This window comes from Rhizobium sp. BT03 (assembly GCF_030053155.1).
Taxonomy (GTDB): Bacteria; Pseudomonadota; Alphaproteobacteria; order Rhizobiales; family Rhizobiaceae; genus Rhizobium.
This window is the reverse complement of sequence record NZ_CP125640.1, coordinates 1,820,697-1,837,948: the sequence shown is the minus strand read 5'-3', so window position 1 is coordinate 1,837,948 and position 17,252 is coordinate 1,820,697. Positions and strand designations below refer to the sequence as shown.

Below are 17,252 nucleotides of genomic sequence, written 5' to 3'. Positions count from 1 at the left end.
CACGACGGTCCCCATCGGCTTTGGGATCATTGTTTGAAAAGATACAATCGACTCATTCGATTGCATTCGGACCTCTCGACAGACCGCTCAGCTGTGCCGTCGACGGAAGTCCCTGGCACAGGCAGCCAGTTGGGCGTTTGGATTTCCACGACCAAACTAAGCATCCAATGCGTTAACGCTTCTGCACCGCAAGTCGATTGCGTGGCGGGATTATTCGCAAAGTGGATATTCAGTTCGCGAGGCGGCCTCCGATGCCCCGGTGAGGGCAAAAGTGTCGTCCGCCGCCGGAACACGACGCGCCTTGACGCTGATGGAGCCCTGCTATCGATTTCGTGTGAGGAACTGGCCAAGGCGGTTTACAAGCTTCGATGCCCAGAACACTGGAGTCGAGACCCTGAAGCCGTGCTCGGCAAGCGCGCGCAGCACTTCCTTGTTCTGACGCGATATGTTTTGGACGTTTTTGTTTGTCGCGCCCCCCAAGCGCATCCTGACCAATACGCGGGGGATATAAATGGTTTTGATGCGTGCGACTTCCAGAAATCGCATCATAAGCTCGACGTCGGCCGCCAGTCGATAACGCAGATCGAACGTCCCAAACCGGTCATAGATGCGGCGCCGTATATAGAATGTCGGATGCGGCGGACACCAGCCGCGTCCAAAAGAACCGGGTTCAAACGCGCAGGATCTCCAATAACGGACTTTGCGATCGGTATGCTGGTTGGAAACGTATATGAGATCGCCATAGCAGCCGTCATAGGCTTCATCGTCCAGCGCGGCGGCCACAGTTTCGAGAGAGCCGCTGCTCTCGAAAGTGTCATCCGCATTCAGGAACCCGATGATGTCGCCGCTCGCAAGGCCAATCCCCTTGTTCATGGCCTCATAGATACCTCCATCCCGTCCCGAAAGTACGCGGCGATTTTCCGCCGGCGCCGAAGCGATGATGGCGAGCGTGGAATCGCTCGAGCCGCCGTCGACGATGATGTGCTCGAAATCGCGGTAGGTTTGAGCGTCGATGGACCGCAGCGTATCGGCAATGGTCCGCTCGGCGTTCCAGCAAACAGTGATGAGGCTTATCCGGGGAGGACGTGGATCGGCAGTGTCTGCAGCCATTTTGACGGGTGTCTTGCTCACATTCTAAGGGGCGAAATCTAGCCAACCCGTAGCAGACGGAAAGGCCGCGTCGCAATCCAGTACGGCAGATTATCCTCCATCAAGACAGGATTGATGCGCGATTGGGCCACTTCGCGTCTCGGTAAGTGCATTGCATGCCGATCAATCTATCTGTAGTGAGCAGTGTCGAACAGCGATCGTCATCACGACAGGCTCGTGAATGCGGATTTACCAGGTTGCAGGAGGTCTCTTGTCTTCGAAGAAAAAGCTGCGCAAGGGCATCTTGCTCGCCGGTGGCTCGGGCACTCGGCTCCATCCCGCGACCCTCGCCATTTCCAAGCAACTTCTTCCGGTTTTTGACAAGCCGATGATTTACTATCCCCTGTCAACGCTGATGCTGGCAGGTATCCGGGATATTCTGATTATTTCTACGCCGCAGGACACGCCGCGTTTTGAACAGCTGCTGGGTGACGGCGCCCAATGGGGATTAAACCTTCAATATGCCGTGCAGGCCGCGCCGGAGGGAATTCCCCAGGCATTCTCGATCGGCAGGGAATTCATAGGGCGAGAGGCAACTGCCCTCGTGCTGGGAGACAATATTTTTTACGGCAACCTCCTGACTCATGATTTATCCGCGGCTTCCGCGAGATCGGATGAAGCGACGATCTTCGCGTATAAAGTCCACGATCCCGAACGGTATGGCGTGGTGGAATTTGACGGTCAGGGCAAAGTCCTCACTTTGGAGGAAAAGCCATCCAGACCCCGCTCTTCTTACGCGGTGACGGGTTTGTATTTCTACGACAATGACGTGGTTGACATTGCTGCCGGTTTGAAACCCTCACCGCGCGGTGAAACCGAAATTACCGATATCAATCGGCATTATTTGTCGGCCGGCAGGCTTAATGTTGCCGTCCTCGGGCGGGGGCATGCCTGGCTTGATACGGGCACGCACGATTCGCTTCTTGAAGCCAGTCAGTTTATTGCTACCATCGAGCGGCGCCAGGGGCTGAAGATTGCCTGCCCCGAAGAAATCGCCTTTCATTTGGAATACATAGATGCCGAGCAGTTGCTAAGGCTGGCAGCTCCACTTGAAAAGAGCTCTTACGGTCGATACCTCATCAGCCTGGTGAGGGAGCCAGCTCCGCATTTCCCAACCGGCTGAACCGGCAAAACTGGAAAACCAATCTTGTCTGCTTTTACCCTGCTTACGTTAAAGACGATGTCCGACGGACGAGGCGCGCTGACCGTCATGGACGGAATACTGCCATTTCCGGTCGTCCGGAGCTTCTGGATCTATGGAGCCGACGGACATACACGCGGTGGCCATCGTCATCACCAGACTCGTCAGGCGTTGGTGGCGCTTTCGGGAAGCGTGATGATTTTGATGGACGATGGAAAGGCCCGGGAAGAGATCACCTTGTCGTCACCGGACCAGTGCCTGCTGGTAGAGCCGAGGGATTGGCACCAAATGACCTTTGGTCCAGGTTCAATCCTGCTCGTTTTTGCCTCTCGCGGATATGATAAGGACGACTACATCGACACCCCCTATGAACGGCTCTGAGATGATTGAGTATGAAAGTCTTGCGCAGGCCAACCGTGCGCTGATGGAAGAGTTGGAAGCGGTTGCTTCCCGCGTCATTCGTTCCGGGTGGTACATACTTGGCAATGAAGTCTCCTCGTTCGAGGCCGAGTTCGCCGCCTTTGCGGAAAGCAAGCATTGCATCAGCGTGGCTAATGGTCTGGATGCGCTGATCCTGTCGATCGAAGCGCTCGACCTGCCGAAAGGCAGCGAGATCATGGTTGCCTCCAATACCTATATAGCCACTATTCTGGCAATTCTTCGCGCCGGCCACAAACCCGTTCTGGTGGAGCCCGAACGCGAAACCTTCAATATCGATCCGGAGCGCCTTGCCGCGGCGCTCACTCGCGACACGCAGGCAATCTGTGTGACGCATCTTTTCGGCAAAGCCTGCCGCATGACCGAGATCGCCTCGTTTGCAAACGAACATGGTCTCAAGGTGATCGAGGATTGCGCGCAGTCTCACGGCGCGCGCTATGACGGCAAGCTGACGGGCACCTTTGGAATTGCCGGCTGCTTCAGCTTCTATCCGACCAAGAATCTTGGAGCTCTCGGAGATGCGGGCGCGATCGTCACGGATGATGACGAATTTGCAGATCGCTTGCGATACACGCGCAACTACGGCTCGAAGAAAAAATATGAAAACGCCTACATCGGTGTAAATTCAAGGCTTGATGAGATGCAGGCGGCATTCCTGCGGGTCAAGCTGCGTCACCTCGATCAGGTGACTGAACATAAGCGGGCACTGGCCGAAATCTATTTTGCCAATCTGCCCAAATGGCTCGCGCAGCCGCTTCGTCGACCTGCCGAGTATGACGTGTTTCATATCTTTGGGATACGGCACCCGGCCCGTGATGAATTGCGTCAGTGGCTGCTCGATAACGGGGTCAAGACCGAGATACATTATCCGATCGCGCCGCATCGGCAAAAGGCAATGCAAGGCATTCTTTCCGGCGATTATCCTATTGCCGATGAGCTGCATGCCACCGAGCTGAGCCTGCCCATCTCAGCCGGGCATAGCAGAGACGAGATCGAGCGCGTCTGCAGCCTTCTTGCGGCACTCCCGGAAAAGCTGAAGTTGGCGGCATGACAGAGCACCTGAAAGGACCGGCCTCGGCACGTGCGGACGACGATTGGGATATCGTGATCAAGCCTTCCAGGGGCAATACGCCGGATCTCGGCCTTGTCTGGCAATATCGCGATCTCGTCTGGATGTTCTTCAAGCGGGATTTCACGACATTTTACAAACAGACCATTCTCGGGCCCGTTTGGTACATTATCCAACCGTCGTTGACGGCGATGACCTATTATGTCGTGTTCGGAAAAATTGCCAATCTTTCCACGGATGGCCTTCCGCCCTTCCTGTTTTACATGTCGGGCACGATCATCTGGAGCTATTTTTCTGCCTGTCTGACCAATAACTCCGAGGTCTTCTCGAAGAATGCCAATCTGTTTGGAAAAGTTTATTTTCCGAGACTTGTGGTGCCGCTATCCGTCGCGATGAGCGGCCTTGTCGCCTTTGCGATCCAGTTCCTTCTCCTGTTGACGGTTTCCATCGGGTTGAAAATTGCCAATCCCGATCTGGCCCTGAACTACTGGTTCCTGTTTCTGACGCCTCTGGTGCTGCTCTATATCGCCGTGCTGGGCATTGGTGCCGGGCTTGTCGTTTCGGCGCTGACGGTGCGTTTCCGCGATCTTGTCTACGCCGTCGGGTTCATGACGCAGCTCTGGATGTATGGTACGCCGATCGTGTACCCCTTCAGCCAGATCCCGGAACGGTATCATTGGTTCTATTACCTCAATCCAATGACGACGCCGGTTCAAACTTTCCGCTGGGCGCTATTCGACGCTCCCGCCTTGCCCGTCGGTCTTTGCCTCGCCAATCTTGCGGTGACGATCGCAATCACCCTATGCGGGCTGGCACTTTTCTCGCGGGCGGAAGCCAACGCGATGGATACCGTCTGATGAACGACATCGTTATTCGAGCGGAGCACGTCAGCAAGCTCTATCGTCTTGGCGTGATCAATCACGGCACCCTCTATCGCGACCTTCAGAGCTGGTGGGCAAAGTGGCGCAACCTTCCGGATCCGAACGTTTCGGTATCCGATCATACGTCCCACCGCGGCGCGCAGTCGCGGCTGAAGGGAGATATCTTCCATGCGCTGGATGATGTCTCTTTCGAGGTCGGGCACGGCGAGATCGTCGGGATTATCGGCAGGAACGGGGCCGGAAAATCCACGCTGTTGAAGGTGATGTCGCGTATCACCATGCCCAATTCGGGTTTCATCGGCATACGAGGCAGAATTGCCAGCCTGCTTGAGGTCGGCACCGGATTTCATCCGGAACTCACCGGCCGGGAGAACGTCTATCTCAATGGCGCGATCCTCGGCATGAGCCGTTCCGAGGTTAGATCGAAATTCGATGAAATCGTAGAGTTTGCCGAGATCGGTGAATTCATCGATACACCGGTGAAGCGGTATTCGTCCGGTATGTATGTACGCCTGGCCTTCTCCGTTGCGGCGCATCTCGAGCCGGAAATACTCCTGGTCGACGAAGTATTGGCCGTCGGCGACGTCAATTTCCAGAACAAATGCATGGGGCGGATGCAAGAGGTCACGAAGGCCGGCCGAACGATTATCTTCGTCAGCCACAACATGACGGCGATCAGCAGCATCTGCCCGAAATCGATTTTGATGGCCGACGGCAAGGTCGCTGCAATGGGCGATACCGCAGATGTGATAAAAGCCTATCTCGATCGCCCGGAATTCGGCGGCACGGCAAGTTACACGGTCAATCCCGAGGACGTCGACGGAAAGGCGGTCATTTGCCGGGTTGCGGTGCTGAACGAGAAGGATGAGGTTTCGGGAACGCTGGAACTGTCTGAAGGCTTCTCTGTCGAGGTGGAATACGAGTTGAGAGAGCCCCTTTCCGGCCTCTCGGTCGGGATGCAGATCATGATGGAGGACGGCTATACGCCCCTCGTCAGCCTTTCCGATCCCGAGCTCGACGTCAGCCGCCTGGACGCCCGGCCTGCCGGTTATTACCGAGCCCGGGTGAAATTTCCCGGATATCTCCTCAACACCGGCACGTTTTACGTGCGCTTGGGCATATCGAGTCGATTCTCGATATATTCCGTCGCCGAGGGTATTCGGTTTGACGTGGAGGATAATGTCGGAATTATCCAGATGCTCGGTCAACAGCGGAAGCCGTCGATTTCGGCGATACAGTTGCCTTGGGAGGTTGAGAAGGTCTTCCAGCGCGATTCTGAAGGTGTTTTGAAATGAAGAAGGCCCTTGTCACCGGAGCAGATGGGTTCATCGGCTCTCATCTTGTCGAGACGCTGGTGAGATCGGGCGTAGAAGTCCGCGCGCTCTGCCAGTACAACTCGTTTTCCAGCTGGGGCTGGCTCGATCAGTCCGAATACCGCGGCAAGTTCGAGGTGGTCCTCGGAGACGTTCGCGATCCGGCCCAGATGCGCTCCGTCGCCAAAGGTGTCGACACGATCTTTCACCTCGCCGCTCTGATCGCGATTCCCTATTCCTATCAGGCTCCCTCAAGCTACGTTGACACCAATGTGCATGGGACGCTGAACGTTCTTCAAGGCGCGCTCGACGCCGGTGTCGGAAGAGTGATCCAGACCTCGACAAGCGAAGTCTATGGGACGGCGCGTTTTGTGCCGATCAGCGAAAGCCATCCCCTGCAGGCGCAGTCGCCCTATTCGGCGTCCAAAATCGGCGCCGATGCGATCGCTTACAGCTATCATTCGAGCTTCAATCTGCCGGTGACGATCGCACGGCCTTTCAACACCTATGGCCCGAGACAATCGGCAAGGGCGGTTATTCCAACCGTAATTTCGCAGCTGCTGAGCGGGCGGACGACGCTGAAGCTTGGTGCGCTTTCGCCCACGCGGGACTTCAATTTCGTACAGGATACATGCGACGGCTTTCTGGCCCTCGCAGCCAGCAATGAAGCGGTCGGCCAGACGGTGAATATCGGTTCCGGCAGCGAGATATCGATCGGCGATACCGTTCGGCTGATCGCCGACATCATCGGCGTCGGCATCGAGATCGAATGCGACGAACAGCGTTTGCGTCCTGTAAACAGCGAAGTGGAACGTTTGTGCTGCGACAACAGCCTGATCAAGTCTCTGACGGGATTTTCGCCGCGTTTCACCCTGGAAGATGGTCTCAGAGCAACGATCGAATGGCTGCGTCAGCCTGATAATCTGACGAGGTATAAGGCGGATATCTTCAATGTCTAGGCGTGCAGTCATTCTGGCAGGAGGAATGGGAACGCGGCTGCGGCCCTATACCGTCGTGCTTCCCAAGCCGCTAATGCCGATCGGCGATTATCCTATCCTTGAAGTCATCATTCGCCAGCTGATATCAGGCGGATTCCAGCACATAACGCTTGCCGTCAACCATCAGGCCGAGCTGATCAAAGCTTTTTTCCAGGATGGCGACAAATGGGGCGTGCGTATTGATTATTCGCTCGAGGACGAACCGCTTGGCACCATGGGGCCGCTCCGGCTGATCAAGGATTTGCCGGAAAATTTCCTGGTGATGAACGGGGATATTCTGACGGACCTGAACTATGCCGATTTTCATGACGCGCATGTCCGCGACGGCAATATATTCACGATTTCGTCCAAGACACGCCAGCATCGCATCGATTACGGCGTGCTCGACACCAGCGAGAGCGGGCTGCTGACCGGCTTTCGAGAGAAGCCGACGGCCGAATACAAGGTCAGCATGGGCGTCTATATGGTGTCGTCGGGGGCGGTCGAGCACATACCGCAACGCGGTGCCTACGGCTTTGACCAGTTGATGCTCGATCTTCTAGCGGCAGGAAAGCCTGCCACTGTTCGCGATTTTGCAGGCTATTGGCTCGATATCGGACGTCCTGACGATTATGCCTTGGCGATCGAGCAGTTCGAAACCATGCAGTCCAGGTTCTTGAATGGTTGATGCGATCGTCACCGGAGCTGGCGGTTTTCTCGGGAAGCGTCTGGTCGAAAGGCTTGGGCGGGACGGCTTCGATGTGCTTGCACGTGACCGGACGCATGGCGACATAAGCGAGGAAGGGATGTGGCAGGAGCTCCCTCCGGCGCGTACGCTGTTTCATCTGGCCGGCAGGACATTCGTTCCCGACAGCTGGTCACAAGGCCCGAGCTTCATGGCCGCCAATGTTCTCGGTACACAGCATGCTTTGAACTGGTGCAAGCGGCACAAGGCCAAGCTCGTCTTCGCAAGCGCCTATGTGTACGGAGTGCCGGAGCGGCTGCCGATCCAGGAAAGCGATCCGGTCAAGCCGAACAACCCTTACGCTCTTTCCAAGCATCTTGCCGAACAACTCTGTGAGTTCGCTGCCACACACGAGCAAATACCGGTGGTGGTATTGCGGCTTTTCAATATATATGGGGCTGGGCAGCGCCCGGAGTTCCTGATACCGACGCTTCTGAACCGGATACGGGCGAGGCAGGACATACAGGTCATGGACCTCAGTCCGCGGCGAGATTATATCTTCGTTGACGATGTCTTGAGCGCCTTTGCCAAGGCCATGGATGTGTTGGAAGGTTACCACTGCATCAATATCGGCTCCGGAACGTCGTATTCGGTGCAAGAAATCATCGATATCTTGCAGCAAGCGGCCGGCACTGATCTACCAGTAGTGTCGTCTTGCGCCGTTCGGCGGAATGAAATAGCTGACGTGCGGGCCGATATTACGCGGGCTCGCGCCGTTCTCGGATGGCGGCCGGAATGGGATCTGTCCGCCGGCATCCGCGTGATGATGAAGGAGTCGTAAATTGAACGAGCGTTACGTTCCGATCAACAAAGGCAACTACTCGATGGACACGGACGAGCGCGAAGCTGCGTTCGACAGATACCGTGGCGAGGGTTGGGAAGCCGAATACGCGGATTACCGTCGCAAGTGGTCGGAATATGCCCTGAACCAGCAGGTTTCGGACTATCCGCTGCTGGTCGATCTCGAATTGGCGTCGATCTGCAATCTGCGCTGCCCGATGTGCTATACGATCAGCGACGAATTCAAGAAGAGCGTCAACACGACCCGGATGGACTGGGACCTCTATTGCCGCATCATCGATGAGATCGGCGGCAAGGTTCCGGCGATCCGTCTGTCGCTGCGCGGCGAAGCCACGCTGCACAAGCGCTTCGCCGACTGCGTGCGTTATGCCAAGGATCATGGCATCAAGGAAGTCTCGACCCTCACGCATGGCTTCAAGCTCAACAGAGATTATTTCGCCCAGCTCGTCGATGCCGGCATCGACTGGATCACCGTCTCGATCGACGGCACCGGCGAGACCTACGAGAAGATACGCAAGCCGATCAAGTTTCAGGCCTTGCTCGACAAGATCAAAGACATAAAGAAGTACAAGGACGAGCGCGGCCTCCACCGTCCTGTCATCAAGGTACAGGGCATCTGGCCGGCGATCCGGGAAAACCCCGATCTCTATTACGACACCTTCGCGCCCCACGTGGATCTCGTCGCCTTCAATCCGCTGATTGATTACCTCGGCAACGATTCAGACATCGCCTATCTCGACAACTTCACCTGCCCGCAGCAATACCAGCGTTTGGTGATCGGTGCCGATGGATTGGTCATGAAGTGCTCGAACGACGAAGAAAACCGCGAGGTTATCGGCAATGCGAACACCGAAACCGTGCACCAGATATGGCACGGCGAAAAAATGAACGCCGTCCGTGCTCTGCACAAGGAACCGCAGGGCTTCCTGAAGAGCGAGGTCTGCCGCAGGTGCTACCTGCCGAGAGAGACCAACGACGAAACCGCACAGATTTGCGGCAGACAGGTCATTGTCCGGAATTACGTCGACCGGAACCAGGAAATCGGGCGATAGGCGGCAGATTGGGCCAGGGCACCCACCAGGGCGCCAGGCAATTTTGCCGCTCGTGAATTACAGGGAGTGACGAATGTTCCGCAACTACCGGCCTGATCGCTGCTATATCATAGCCGAGATCGGCGGCAACTTTACGACGTTTGATCAGGCGAAGCGCCTGATCGACGAGGCAAAGGCGTCAGGCGTGGATGCCGTCAAGCTCCAGACCTATCGGGCGGAAACGCTGTCGAGCCGCAATGCCATGTTCGATATGGAAAACACCGGCGTTACCTCGCAATTCGAACTCTTCCGTAAATATGAGATCGGACACGAGCTTCATGAAGCGGTTTTCCGCTATGCCGAGGAGCATGGGCTGGACTGGTTTTCCTCTCCCTCGCATGAGACGGATGTCGACCTGCTGGAGAGGTGTGGCGTTGGAGCCCACAAGGTTGGTTCCGACGACGCGGTCAACATTCCCTTTCTCCGCTATCTGGCAAAAACGGGTAAACCGATCATCCTGTCGACCGGGATGTCGACGCTCGAAGAAGTGCGGGAATCCGTTGCCGCAATCAAGGACGCGGGCAACGACAAGCTCATTCTGCTGCATGCCATCACGAGTTATCCGACACATCCGGAAAATGTGAACCTGGGCGCAATGCAAACGATGATGGAGGCGTTCCCGGAACTCGACGTTGGCTATTCCGACCATACGTTGAACCCTGTCGCAAGCCTTTGTGCGGTCGCAATGGGCGCCCGCGTCATCGAGCGGCATTTCACCTATGACAAGGCCGCCGACGGTCCCGATCACATGCTTTCGGCTGATCCTGCGGAGATGAAATGGCTTGTCGATGCGATACGCGCGTTCGAGATCATGAAAGGCAGTGGTCGCAAAGAGCCGGCAGCGAGTGAGGCGACGACCAGATTGAACAACCGCAAGAGCGTCGTTCTCAATCGACCGCTCAAAGCCGGTGACGTCATCTCCGCCGGCGACATCTCGGTGAAGCGGCCGGGGACAGGAATCGAGCCTAAGCATATCGAAACTCTTGCCGGGCGACGGCTGATAAGGGACCTCGAAGGCGACGCCGTCCTCCAGTGGAGCGATCTGGCGTGACGCTTGGAATCATCATCCAGGCGCGGATGGGATCGACGCGGCTACCGGGAAAAGTACTTCGTGACATTTGCGGCAAGCCCCTGCTCGCACATGTCCTTGGCAGGCTTCAGATGTTGAAGCGGCCGGCCAAGATTGTCGTCGCGACATCATCGGCCGGCGAGAACGATGTTATCGAAACTTGGTGCCTCGAGCAGGGCGTAAGCTGCTTTCGCGGCGATGAAGCCGATGTTCTCGATCGTTATTTCGAATGTGCGAGATCGCTTGAAATGTCGGATATCGTGCGATTGACCGCGGACAATCCGTTCACCGATATCGAGGAGCTGGAAAGGCTGATCGACCTGCATCAGAAGCAGGGATTCGACTACACGCACGCGTTTGGCCAGCTGCCCATTGGCGTCGGCGCCGAGATATTTACGTTCGAAGCCCTGTCGCGCAGTCATCGCGAGGGCAAGCTGCCGCACCATCGCGAACACGTGAACGAGTATTTCACCGATCGGCCCGAGCTGTTCAAGATCGGCCAGCTCGATATTCCCTCGGCCAAAACTTCTCCGAACCTGCGCCTGACGGTGGATACCGAGGAAGACTGGAGACGTGCCTGTGCTCTCGCCGCGCAGGCGGGCGCGAACTGGCTTGGGACGGAGGAAGCGATCAGGCTATGTTCGTCTTCTGCATAGAGAGTTCGCATGCACGCGGTATGGGGCATTTGTTTCGGTCGTTGACGCTCGCCGCCGAAGTGCGTTCGCGCGGTCATTCTGTCCGTTTCTTGGCGAATGATCATCCGAGTTCGCTGACAATTATTCGGGAGCGCGGCTTCGACGTCGCTCTTTACGATCTCGCCACTGTGACGGGATGGGAGCAGGGTTTCGTAGACCCCGGCGTTCCGTCCCCGATCTGGATCAACGACCGCCTCGATACGCGTCGGTCTCACAGCGAAACGATCAAGCGTTTGGGCGCCAAGCTCGTCACTTTTGATGATCGCGGCGATGGCGCGGAACTCGCCGACGTGAATATCTGCGCTCTCCTCTTCGAAAAGACGGAGGATCTGAAGGGCAAGGATATCAGGCTGGGGGTAGAGTACATGATACTCAATCCTGAAATCGCTAGATATCGCAGAGTTCGGCAAAACCTTGCCTCGGTACTTGTGACGCTCGGAGGCGCCGATACCTATGGCGTGACGGTCCGCGTCGCCAAATGGCTGAGCAGCAAACCTTTTCCCGTCACCATCGTCACAGGCCCGAGCTTCCAGCACATGGCGGAGCTTGAAGAGGCCGTCTCCGCCGCCGTGCCGAACCGGTTCAAACTGCTGAGCCAGGTGCCGTCGCTTGCGGCAGAGATGTATCGGCACGACCTGGCCATTACCGGTGGCGGCGTTACGCCCTTCGAAGCCTGTGCGGCTGGCTTGCCGTGCGTGGTGATCGCCAATGAACCTTTCGAAATCCCGGTCGGCCGCGCTCTTGAACAATTGGGCGCCGCGTTCTTTGCCGGACATCACTCGGCATTCGATCTCGGCATCCTGGAAAAGGCGATTCCCATCAGACGCATGAGCGAGACTGCCATGACCAAGGTCGACCTCGGTGGGGTCGGTCGCGTCGCCGCGTTGCTCGAAAGTTTGGCTGCATGACCATGACAGCGGTTATTCATCAGCCGGACTTCGCATCATATCTCGGCTTCTTTCAGCGTTTTCTGAACGCCGATCTCTACATCGTTCTGGATCACGTTCAGTTCGTCCATGGCACGAGCAAAAGCTGGACGCACCGCGATAAGATCAAGACGGCGCAAGGTGATCGGTGGCTCACTGTTGGGATCAAAAAACCGAGTCTCGGCACGCCGATCAACGAGGTGGAATTGGCGCCGGGCAACGGATGGATCGACCAGAACCTTTCCCTGCTTCGTGAAAACTATCGGAAGTCCGCCGGTTGGAGTGAGGTGTCTCCGCGCATCGAGGCCCTCTACGGCAAGCGGCTAGATCTGCTGGCCGATTTCAACATGCATTTCCTGGAAGGCATCCTGGACATGCTCGAGATCACGATGCCGACAGTGCGGTCGAGTACGTTAAGCCCGGAGGGGCATAAGAACGAATTGCTGATCGAACTGCTGCGTAAGGTGGGAGCAACACGTTATCTCTCGGGTCTCGGGGCACGCGGCTACATGCAGCCGGAACTATTCGAGGCAGCCGGAATCGAAATCGAATGGCAGCATTTCGTCCACCCGGTTTATCCACAGCCTTTCGGCGAATTCATGCCCTATCTCAGTATCCTCGACACACTGCTGAATTGTGGTATTGCAGGCACGCGTGATCTGCTCTGGAGTTGCAAATGAATATTCTCGCGATCGGTGCCCATTTTGACGACGTGGAGCTCGGCTGTGGCGGTGCCCTGGCACGCCACGCGGCAAACGGCGACACGGTTTACGTCTATGTTGCAACCGTATCCGGCTTTTCCAATCAGTATGACCAGTCCGTGCGCAGCAGCCAGGTCGCCAGAGCCGAAGCGGATGCCGCGATGGAAATTCTCGGCGTGCACAAGATGTATTGCGGCGAGTTCAAGACGCTGCAGATCGAATTCGTCGATCCGCTGAATATCGAGATCCTGAAGCTCGTGCAGGATCTGAAGATCGATATGGTCTACACCCACTGGGTCGGAGACATTCACCATGACCATCTTGCTTTGTCGCGGGCGTCGCTGCACAGCTGCCGCCATGTGCCGCGCCTTCTGATGTATCGCAGCAACTGGTATCATTCGACGGTCGATTTCCGAGGGAATTTCTACGTCGACATCACCGCCCATTGGGACCAGAAGGAAAAAGCGATCCTTGCCCATGAATCCGAAATGGAGCGCACAGGGCGGAAATGGGTGAGCTTCTTCCGGAACGAAGCGGAGAATGCCGGTCAGCGGATCGGCGTGAAATATGCCGAAGTGTTTGAGGTGGTGAAGTGGCTGCAGCCCTGAGAAAGGTTTTGACCTTTGGCTCCATGCTGCTTCCCTATGGTGTGCATGAGTTAAGGCGCAGGCTCAATAGTCGTCACAAAATCTCTGCTGATGTTGCGAGATCCCTGGCGGGAAATCGACAGCTTGCCGGTCTGCACGCCGGCCAACGCTGTTTCATCTTAGGAAATGGCCCGAGCGTCAAGGGCTTGGATCTGTCGCGGCTTCAAGGCCAAAACGTTGTCACCGTTTCCAACGGCTACCTGCATTCCGATTTCGACAAGTTCCAATCTCGTTATCATTGTGTTCCGCAGATTACTTACGGATTGATGACGTCAGAGGACGTGATCCGCTGGTTTGACGAGATGCATTCACATCTGGGAGCTGCCGAATTGTTCCTCAGCTCCACTGAAGCGGAGCTCGTTCGGAAACACAATCTGTTTGCAGGGCGAACGGTTCGCTATCTGGTGCTGGGCGAAAGCTTCGACGATAAGCGAACGGACGAAATCGTCGATATTTCTCGACCGGTGCCGGGTGTCGAGTCGGTGCCGGTGATGGCCTTGATGATCGCGATGTATCTTGGTTTTAAAGAGATCATCCTGCTCGGCGTCGACCATGATCATTTCTTGTCGTCGAGCTACCAATACGCATTCGACCTCAAGGTCCAAAAGGGCATGGATAGTACCGCAAATGCGGACGGCACCTTGAGAACGAACCGTCACGACGACTTTCAAACGCTGGCACGGCTGTGGCGACAATATCGAGCCATCGCAAACATAGCGAAAGCGAATGGTATCCGCATCGTCAATTCCACGCCCGGTGGGGCGCTGGACGAATTTGATCGACGGCCTTTCGAAGCCTGGTTTGAAGAATGAGGCAGATTAATTTTTCGCTCCCGGGACTTCATTGTTTGCTTGAGGTAACGCGGGAATCGCCGCAAGCCCGCGAACAGGATGTTTGGAGCGAATTTCGGCGTCACAACGTCGTTTTCGATGGGCCTCATAAAGATTGGCGCTCGGCAATGGCTGCTGCGGATGGATATGATGCGCCGGCCATTCTTGCCAAAGTTGTTGAGGCGACACGCGCCGTTGTTCAGGGCCGCGCCGCATATGAGCGAGACACTGTCGTTTTCACGGAAAAAAGCTATTCGCACCCGTTGCTTGCCTGGCTTCTCTATGTTGCATCCCGGTCCGATCTCCAGTTGAGGGTCGTTGATTTCGGGGGTGCGTTGGGAAGTTCTTATTTTCAGCACCGCTCGGCATTGGCGCATCTTGCGGAACTGAAATGGTGTGTCGTCGAGCAGCCGCATTTTGTGAGCGCGGGTCGAACGGAATTTGAAGATGAGGGGTTGAGTTTTTCCGACAGTCTGGATGAGGCGATTGATCGTGTGAAGCCCAACGTCGTTCTGCTCTCCGGCGTTCTCCAATACCTTGAATATCCTCTTGAATATCTCGAAGGTCTTCTGTCGAAGGGCATCAAGTTCATACTCATCGACAGGACAGCGGCGCAGTTCGATGTCGCAGCCGCACCTTTCGTGCAGCATGTGCCCACGTGGATCTACAGTGCGAGCTACCCGGTCTGGTTCTTGAACGCGAATGCAATGCAGGACAGCTTTGCCAAGCATGGTTATGAGGTGCTGGATCGTTTCCAGCCGGCCGGGACATTTGGCTCAGTGATGCCGCCGCCCTTGCAAGAATTGAAGCGTTGGGGCATTGGCGTTACACCAGCGCCTCAGCAGCACGAATGGCCGTATGTTGGCTGGTTTCTCGAGAAGCTGGAAGTCTCGCAATGCGCGTGAACGTTATTATCCCTGTTTTCAATCGCCTCGAGCATACCCGAAAGGTGTTGGAAGCTCTGAGGAGCCAGACAATCTTTGACGCCATGACGATTGTCATCGTCAACGACGGTTCGACCGATGGAACCGCAAAGTACCTGCAATCGCAGAGCGATGTGACCGAGATCCGAGGGGACGGCAATCTCTGGTGGGGCGGCGCCATCGAAGAAGGACTAAAACATGTGCTTCCCGCCTGCCAACCCGACGACTATGTTCTGTTTCTCAACAATGACACCTGGTTTGACGGTAATTTTGTTGAAGCTCTGGTGCGGTCGTCCAAAGAAAACGGCGGAGCCGCGGTCGGAAGCGTCATCCATGAAGAGGGGCGGGATCCACCTCTTGTCAGTATTGGGGCCAAGGTCAACATCAATCGGCTTGCCGTCTGGGATCTGCTTTCGGAGTTGAGCGAAACGGAAAAACAGTCGCCCGCCAGCCAGTATCGCGTCGATGCTTTGAGTGGCCGAGGAACGCTTTACCCGGCGCTCCTGTTTCGCAGACATGGTGGAATGCGGCCGAACCTTCTGCCGCACTACATGGCCGACTACGAAATTGCCATGCGCTTCGCGCGTGCGGGAGTGCCTTTGGTTGTCAGCAGCCAGGCAATCGTCTATTCGCCTCCGGTATATGGGAACGACGCGTCCAGCCTTTCATGGCGAAAGCGGTTGTTTGGCAGACGTTCGGCGCACAACGTGTTTCAGCGTCTTATTTTTTACTCGCTTGTCGGGTCGCCGGTGCAACGCATGACAGCGCCGATCCGTATGGCGTATTTCTCCTGCAGCCGCGCGTTTTCAACGTGGAGGTCATTGGCGAAACGAAAGGAAAAAACGATATGAGCGGCGGCCAGCATCAGCAGTGCATCGCGTGCGGATCGAAAATGCAAACCTTTATCGAGCGCATCAGCGATGATCGATACGGCTGCCCCGGCGTCTATTCGATAGACCGCTGCGTTTCCTGCGGTCACATGTCGACCGCGCCGCGGCTGACGGAAGAAGACCTGCCCGCGCTCTACAGCAATTATTATCCACGTCGGGAGATCGACTTTGATGCGCTGGAAAAGGAGGCCGGCCTCGTCGAGAGACCCCTTGCCAGGCTCCGCCGGTGGATGGCCGGAACCGACAACCAGGGGCACTATCTTGCCAGGTCTGGGCAGAAGGTCTTGGATATCGGCTGTGGTTCCTGTCTCTCGCTTCTGGAGATGCAAAAGCTCGGCGTGGAATGCTGGGGCGTCGAGGCCGACCCGAACGTTCGGACAATTGCTGAAAAATATGCTTTGCGCGTTCATATCGGCAATATCTATGACGTGCCGTTCGCAGATCAGAAATTCGATCTTATCGTGCTGAACCAGGTCATCGAACACGTGCCCGATCCGCTTGCGATGCTAGAGGCTCTCAAGAATCGTCTGAACGGTGGCGGACGCGTCATACTGGCTTTCCCGAATACCGGTTCCTTTCATCGCAAGGTCTGGAAGGAACGCTGGATCAACTGGCACATTCCGTACCATCAGAATCATTTCAATCGAACGTCCTTTGCGCTGCTCGCTCGAAAGTCCGGTTACGATGTCGCGCGCATCAGGACGATCACGCCCAACCTCTGGTCGGTGCTTCAGCTCAGGACTTCTCGGGAACAGCGGCAGGAGGGTAGGGCGTCCGGCACATGGTCGGAAAGCGGCAGCTCTCAGAAGTCCCCGAGCTTTATTCGAAAGCTCCGCAATGTCGCGGTTACGCGTGGCGCACGCCTTGCCGGCGCCATGATGGGTCTTGTCAACCGGGCTCTGGATGCAACGGGGCAGGGCGATAGTCTCCTGGTCGAACTCCGGCTCTCCGCGACAAAGAACTAGG

Annotated in this window: 19 protein-coding genes; 18 read left to right on the top strand and 1 reads right to left on the bottom strand. The window is 56.4% G+C overall.

What is annotated here, in order from left to right; all coding sequences use genetic code 11:
• Positions 1 to 321: 321 nt before the first annotated feature.
• Positions 322 to 1,110: a glycosyltransferase family 2 protein gene (locus QMO80_RS09085; RefSeq protein WP_283199768.1), complete on the bottom strand. Its 789-nt coding sequence runs from the start codon at positions 1,108 to 1,110 to the stop codon at positions 322 to 324.
• 250 nt (positions 1,111 to 1,360) lie between these two features.
• Here QMO80_RS09085 and rfbA point away from each other — a divergent pair, with 250 nt between their 5' ends.
• The 18 genes from rfbA to QMO80_RS08995 all read left to right on the top strand — a co-directional run bounded on the left by rfbA (position 1,361) and on the right by QMO80_RS08995 (position 17,251).
• Complete coding sequence (gene rfbA, locus QMO80_RS09080; RefSeq protein ID WP_369685935.1) at positions 1,361 to 2,272, top strand: glucose-1-phosphate thymidylyltransferase RfbA; 912 nt, start codon at positions 1,361 to 1,363, stop codon at positions 2,270 to 2,272.
• A gap of 24 nt (positions 2,273 to 2,296) precedes the next feature.
• Entirely contained in the window at positions 2,297 to 2,671 is a 375-nt protein-coding gene (locus QMO80_RS09075; protein ID WP_138385042.1) for an FdtA/QdtA family cupin domain-containing protein, read from the top strand.
• A 1-nt stretch (position 2,672) separates the two neighbouring features.
• Positions 2,673 to 3,779, top strand: coding sequence for a DegT/DnrJ/EryC1/StrS aminotransferase family protein (locus QMO80_RS09070; RefSeq protein WP_283200149.1), 1,107 nt, complete (start codon positions 2,673 to 2,675; stop codon positions 3,777 to 3,779).
• On the top strand, positions 3,776 to 4,654 hold the full coding sequence (locus tag QMO80_RS09065; RefSeq protein ID WP_283199766.1) for an ABC transporter permease: 879 nt from the start codon (positions 3,776 to 3,778) through the stop codon (positions 4,652 to 4,654). Before QMO80_RS09070 ends, QMO80_RS09065 begins: the two co-directional genes overlap by 4 nt.
• A complete protein-coding gene (locus QMO80_RS09060; RefSeq protein ID WP_283200148.1) occupies positions 4,654 to 5,973 on the top strand; it encodes an ABC transporter ATP-binding protein in 1,320 nt (439 codons plus the stop codon). The genes QMO80_RS09065 and QMO80_RS09060 overlap by 1 nt, the downstream gene beginning before the upstream one ends.
• Positions 5,970 to 6,950: an NAD-dependent 4,6-dehydratase LegB gene (locus QMO80_RS09055; RefSeq protein ID WP_283199765.1), complete on the top strand. Its 981-nt coding sequence runs from the start codon at positions 5,970 to 5,972 to the stop codon at positions 6,948 to 6,950. The genes QMO80_RS09060 and QMO80_RS09055 overlap by 4 nt, the downstream gene beginning before the upstream one ends.
• Positions 6,943 to 7,656: a nucleotidyltransferase family protein gene (locus QMO80_RS09050; RefSeq protein WP_283199764.1), complete on the top strand. Its 714-nt coding sequence runs from the start codon at positions 6,943 to 6,945 to the stop codon at positions 7,654 to 7,656. The genes QMO80_RS09055 and QMO80_RS09050 overlap by 8 nt, the downstream gene beginning before the upstream one ends.
• A complete protein-coding gene (locus tag QMO80_RS09045) occupies positions 7,649 to 8,494 on the top strand; it encodes an NAD(P)-dependent oxidoreductase (protein ID WP_283199763.1) in 846 nt (281 codons plus the stop codon). The genes QMO80_RS09050 and QMO80_RS09045 overlap by 8 nt, the downstream gene beginning before the upstream one ends.
• Position 8,495: 1 nt before the next feature.
• The gene (locus QMO80_RS09040; RefSeq protein WP_097623943.1) at positions 8,496 to 9,566 is read left to right on the top strand and encodes a radical SAM/SPASM domain-containing protein; all 1,071 of its coding nucleotides are present in this window, start codon (positions 8,496 to 8,498) and stop codon (positions 9,564 to 9,566) included.
• 73 nt (positions 9,567 to 9,639) lie between these two features.
• Positions 9,640 to 10,656 (top strand): N-acetylneuraminate synthase family protein, encoded by a 1,017-nt coding sequence (locus tag QMO80_RS09035; RefSeq protein WP_283199762.1) that lies wholly within the window; start codon positions 9,640 to 9,642, stop codon positions 10,654 to 10,656.
• A complete protein-coding gene (locus tag QMO80_RS09030) occupies positions 10,653 to 11,330 on the top strand; it encodes a glycosyltransferase family protein (protein ID WP_283199761.1) in 678 nt (225 codons plus the stop codon). The genes QMO80_RS09035 and QMO80_RS09030 overlap by 4 nt, the downstream gene beginning before the upstream one ends.
• Positions 11,312 to 12,277, top strand: coding sequence for a PseG/SpsG family protein (locus QMO80_RS09025; RefSeq protein ID WP_283199760.1), 966 nt, complete (start codon positions 11,312 to 11,314; stop codon positions 12,275 to 12,277). The genes QMO80_RS09030 and QMO80_RS09025 overlap by 19 nt, the downstream gene beginning before the upstream one ends.
• Positions 12,274 to 12,975 carry a WbqC family protein gene (locus QMO80_RS09020; protein ID WP_283199759.1) on the top strand — a complete coding sequence of 234 codons (702 nt, stop codon included), beginning with the start codon at positions 12,274 to 12,276 and terminating at the stop codon, positions 12,973 to 12,975. The genes QMO80_RS09025 and QMO80_RS09020 overlap by 4 nt, the downstream gene beginning before the upstream one ends.
• Positions 12,972 to 13,604: a PIG-L deacetylase family protein gene (locus tag QMO80_RS09015; protein ID WP_283199758.1), complete on the top strand. Its 633-nt coding sequence runs from the start codon at positions 12,972 to 12,974 to the stop codon at positions 13,602 to 13,604. The genes QMO80_RS09020 and QMO80_RS09015 overlap by 4 nt, the downstream gene beginning before the upstream one ends.
• Positions 13,589 to 14,455, top strand: coding sequence for a hypothetical protein (locus QMO80_RS09010; protein ID WP_283199757.1), 867 nt, complete (start codon positions 13,589 to 13,591; stop codon positions 14,453 to 14,455). The genes QMO80_RS09015 and QMO80_RS09010 overlap by 16 nt, the downstream gene beginning before the upstream one ends.
• Positions 14,452 to 15,378: a TIGR04325 family methyltransferase gene (locus QMO80_RS09005; protein WP_283199756.1), complete on the top strand. Its 927-nt coding sequence runs from the start codon at positions 14,452 to 14,454 to the stop codon at positions 15,376 to 15,378. The genes QMO80_RS09010 and QMO80_RS09005 overlap by 4 nt, the downstream gene beginning before the upstream one ends.
• Positions 15,369 to 16,247 (top strand): glycosyltransferase family 2 protein, encoded by an 879-nt coding sequence (locus QMO80_RS09000; RefSeq protein ID WP_283199755.1) that lies wholly within the window; start codon positions 15,369 to 15,371, stop codon positions 16,245 to 16,247. The genes QMO80_RS09005 and QMO80_RS09000 overlap by 10 nt, the downstream gene beginning before the upstream one ends.
• Complete coding sequence (locus QMO80_RS08995) at positions 16,244 to 17,251, top strand: bifunctional 2-polyprenyl-6-hydroxyphenol methylase/3-demethylubiquinol 3-O-methyltransferase UbiG (RefSeq protein WP_283199754.1); 1,008 nt, start codon at positions 16,244 to 16,246, stop codon at positions 17,249 to 17,251. Before QMO80_RS09000 ends, QMO80_RS08995 begins: the two co-directional genes overlap by 4 nt.
• The last annotated feature ends 1 nt before the right edge of the window (position 17,252 follow it).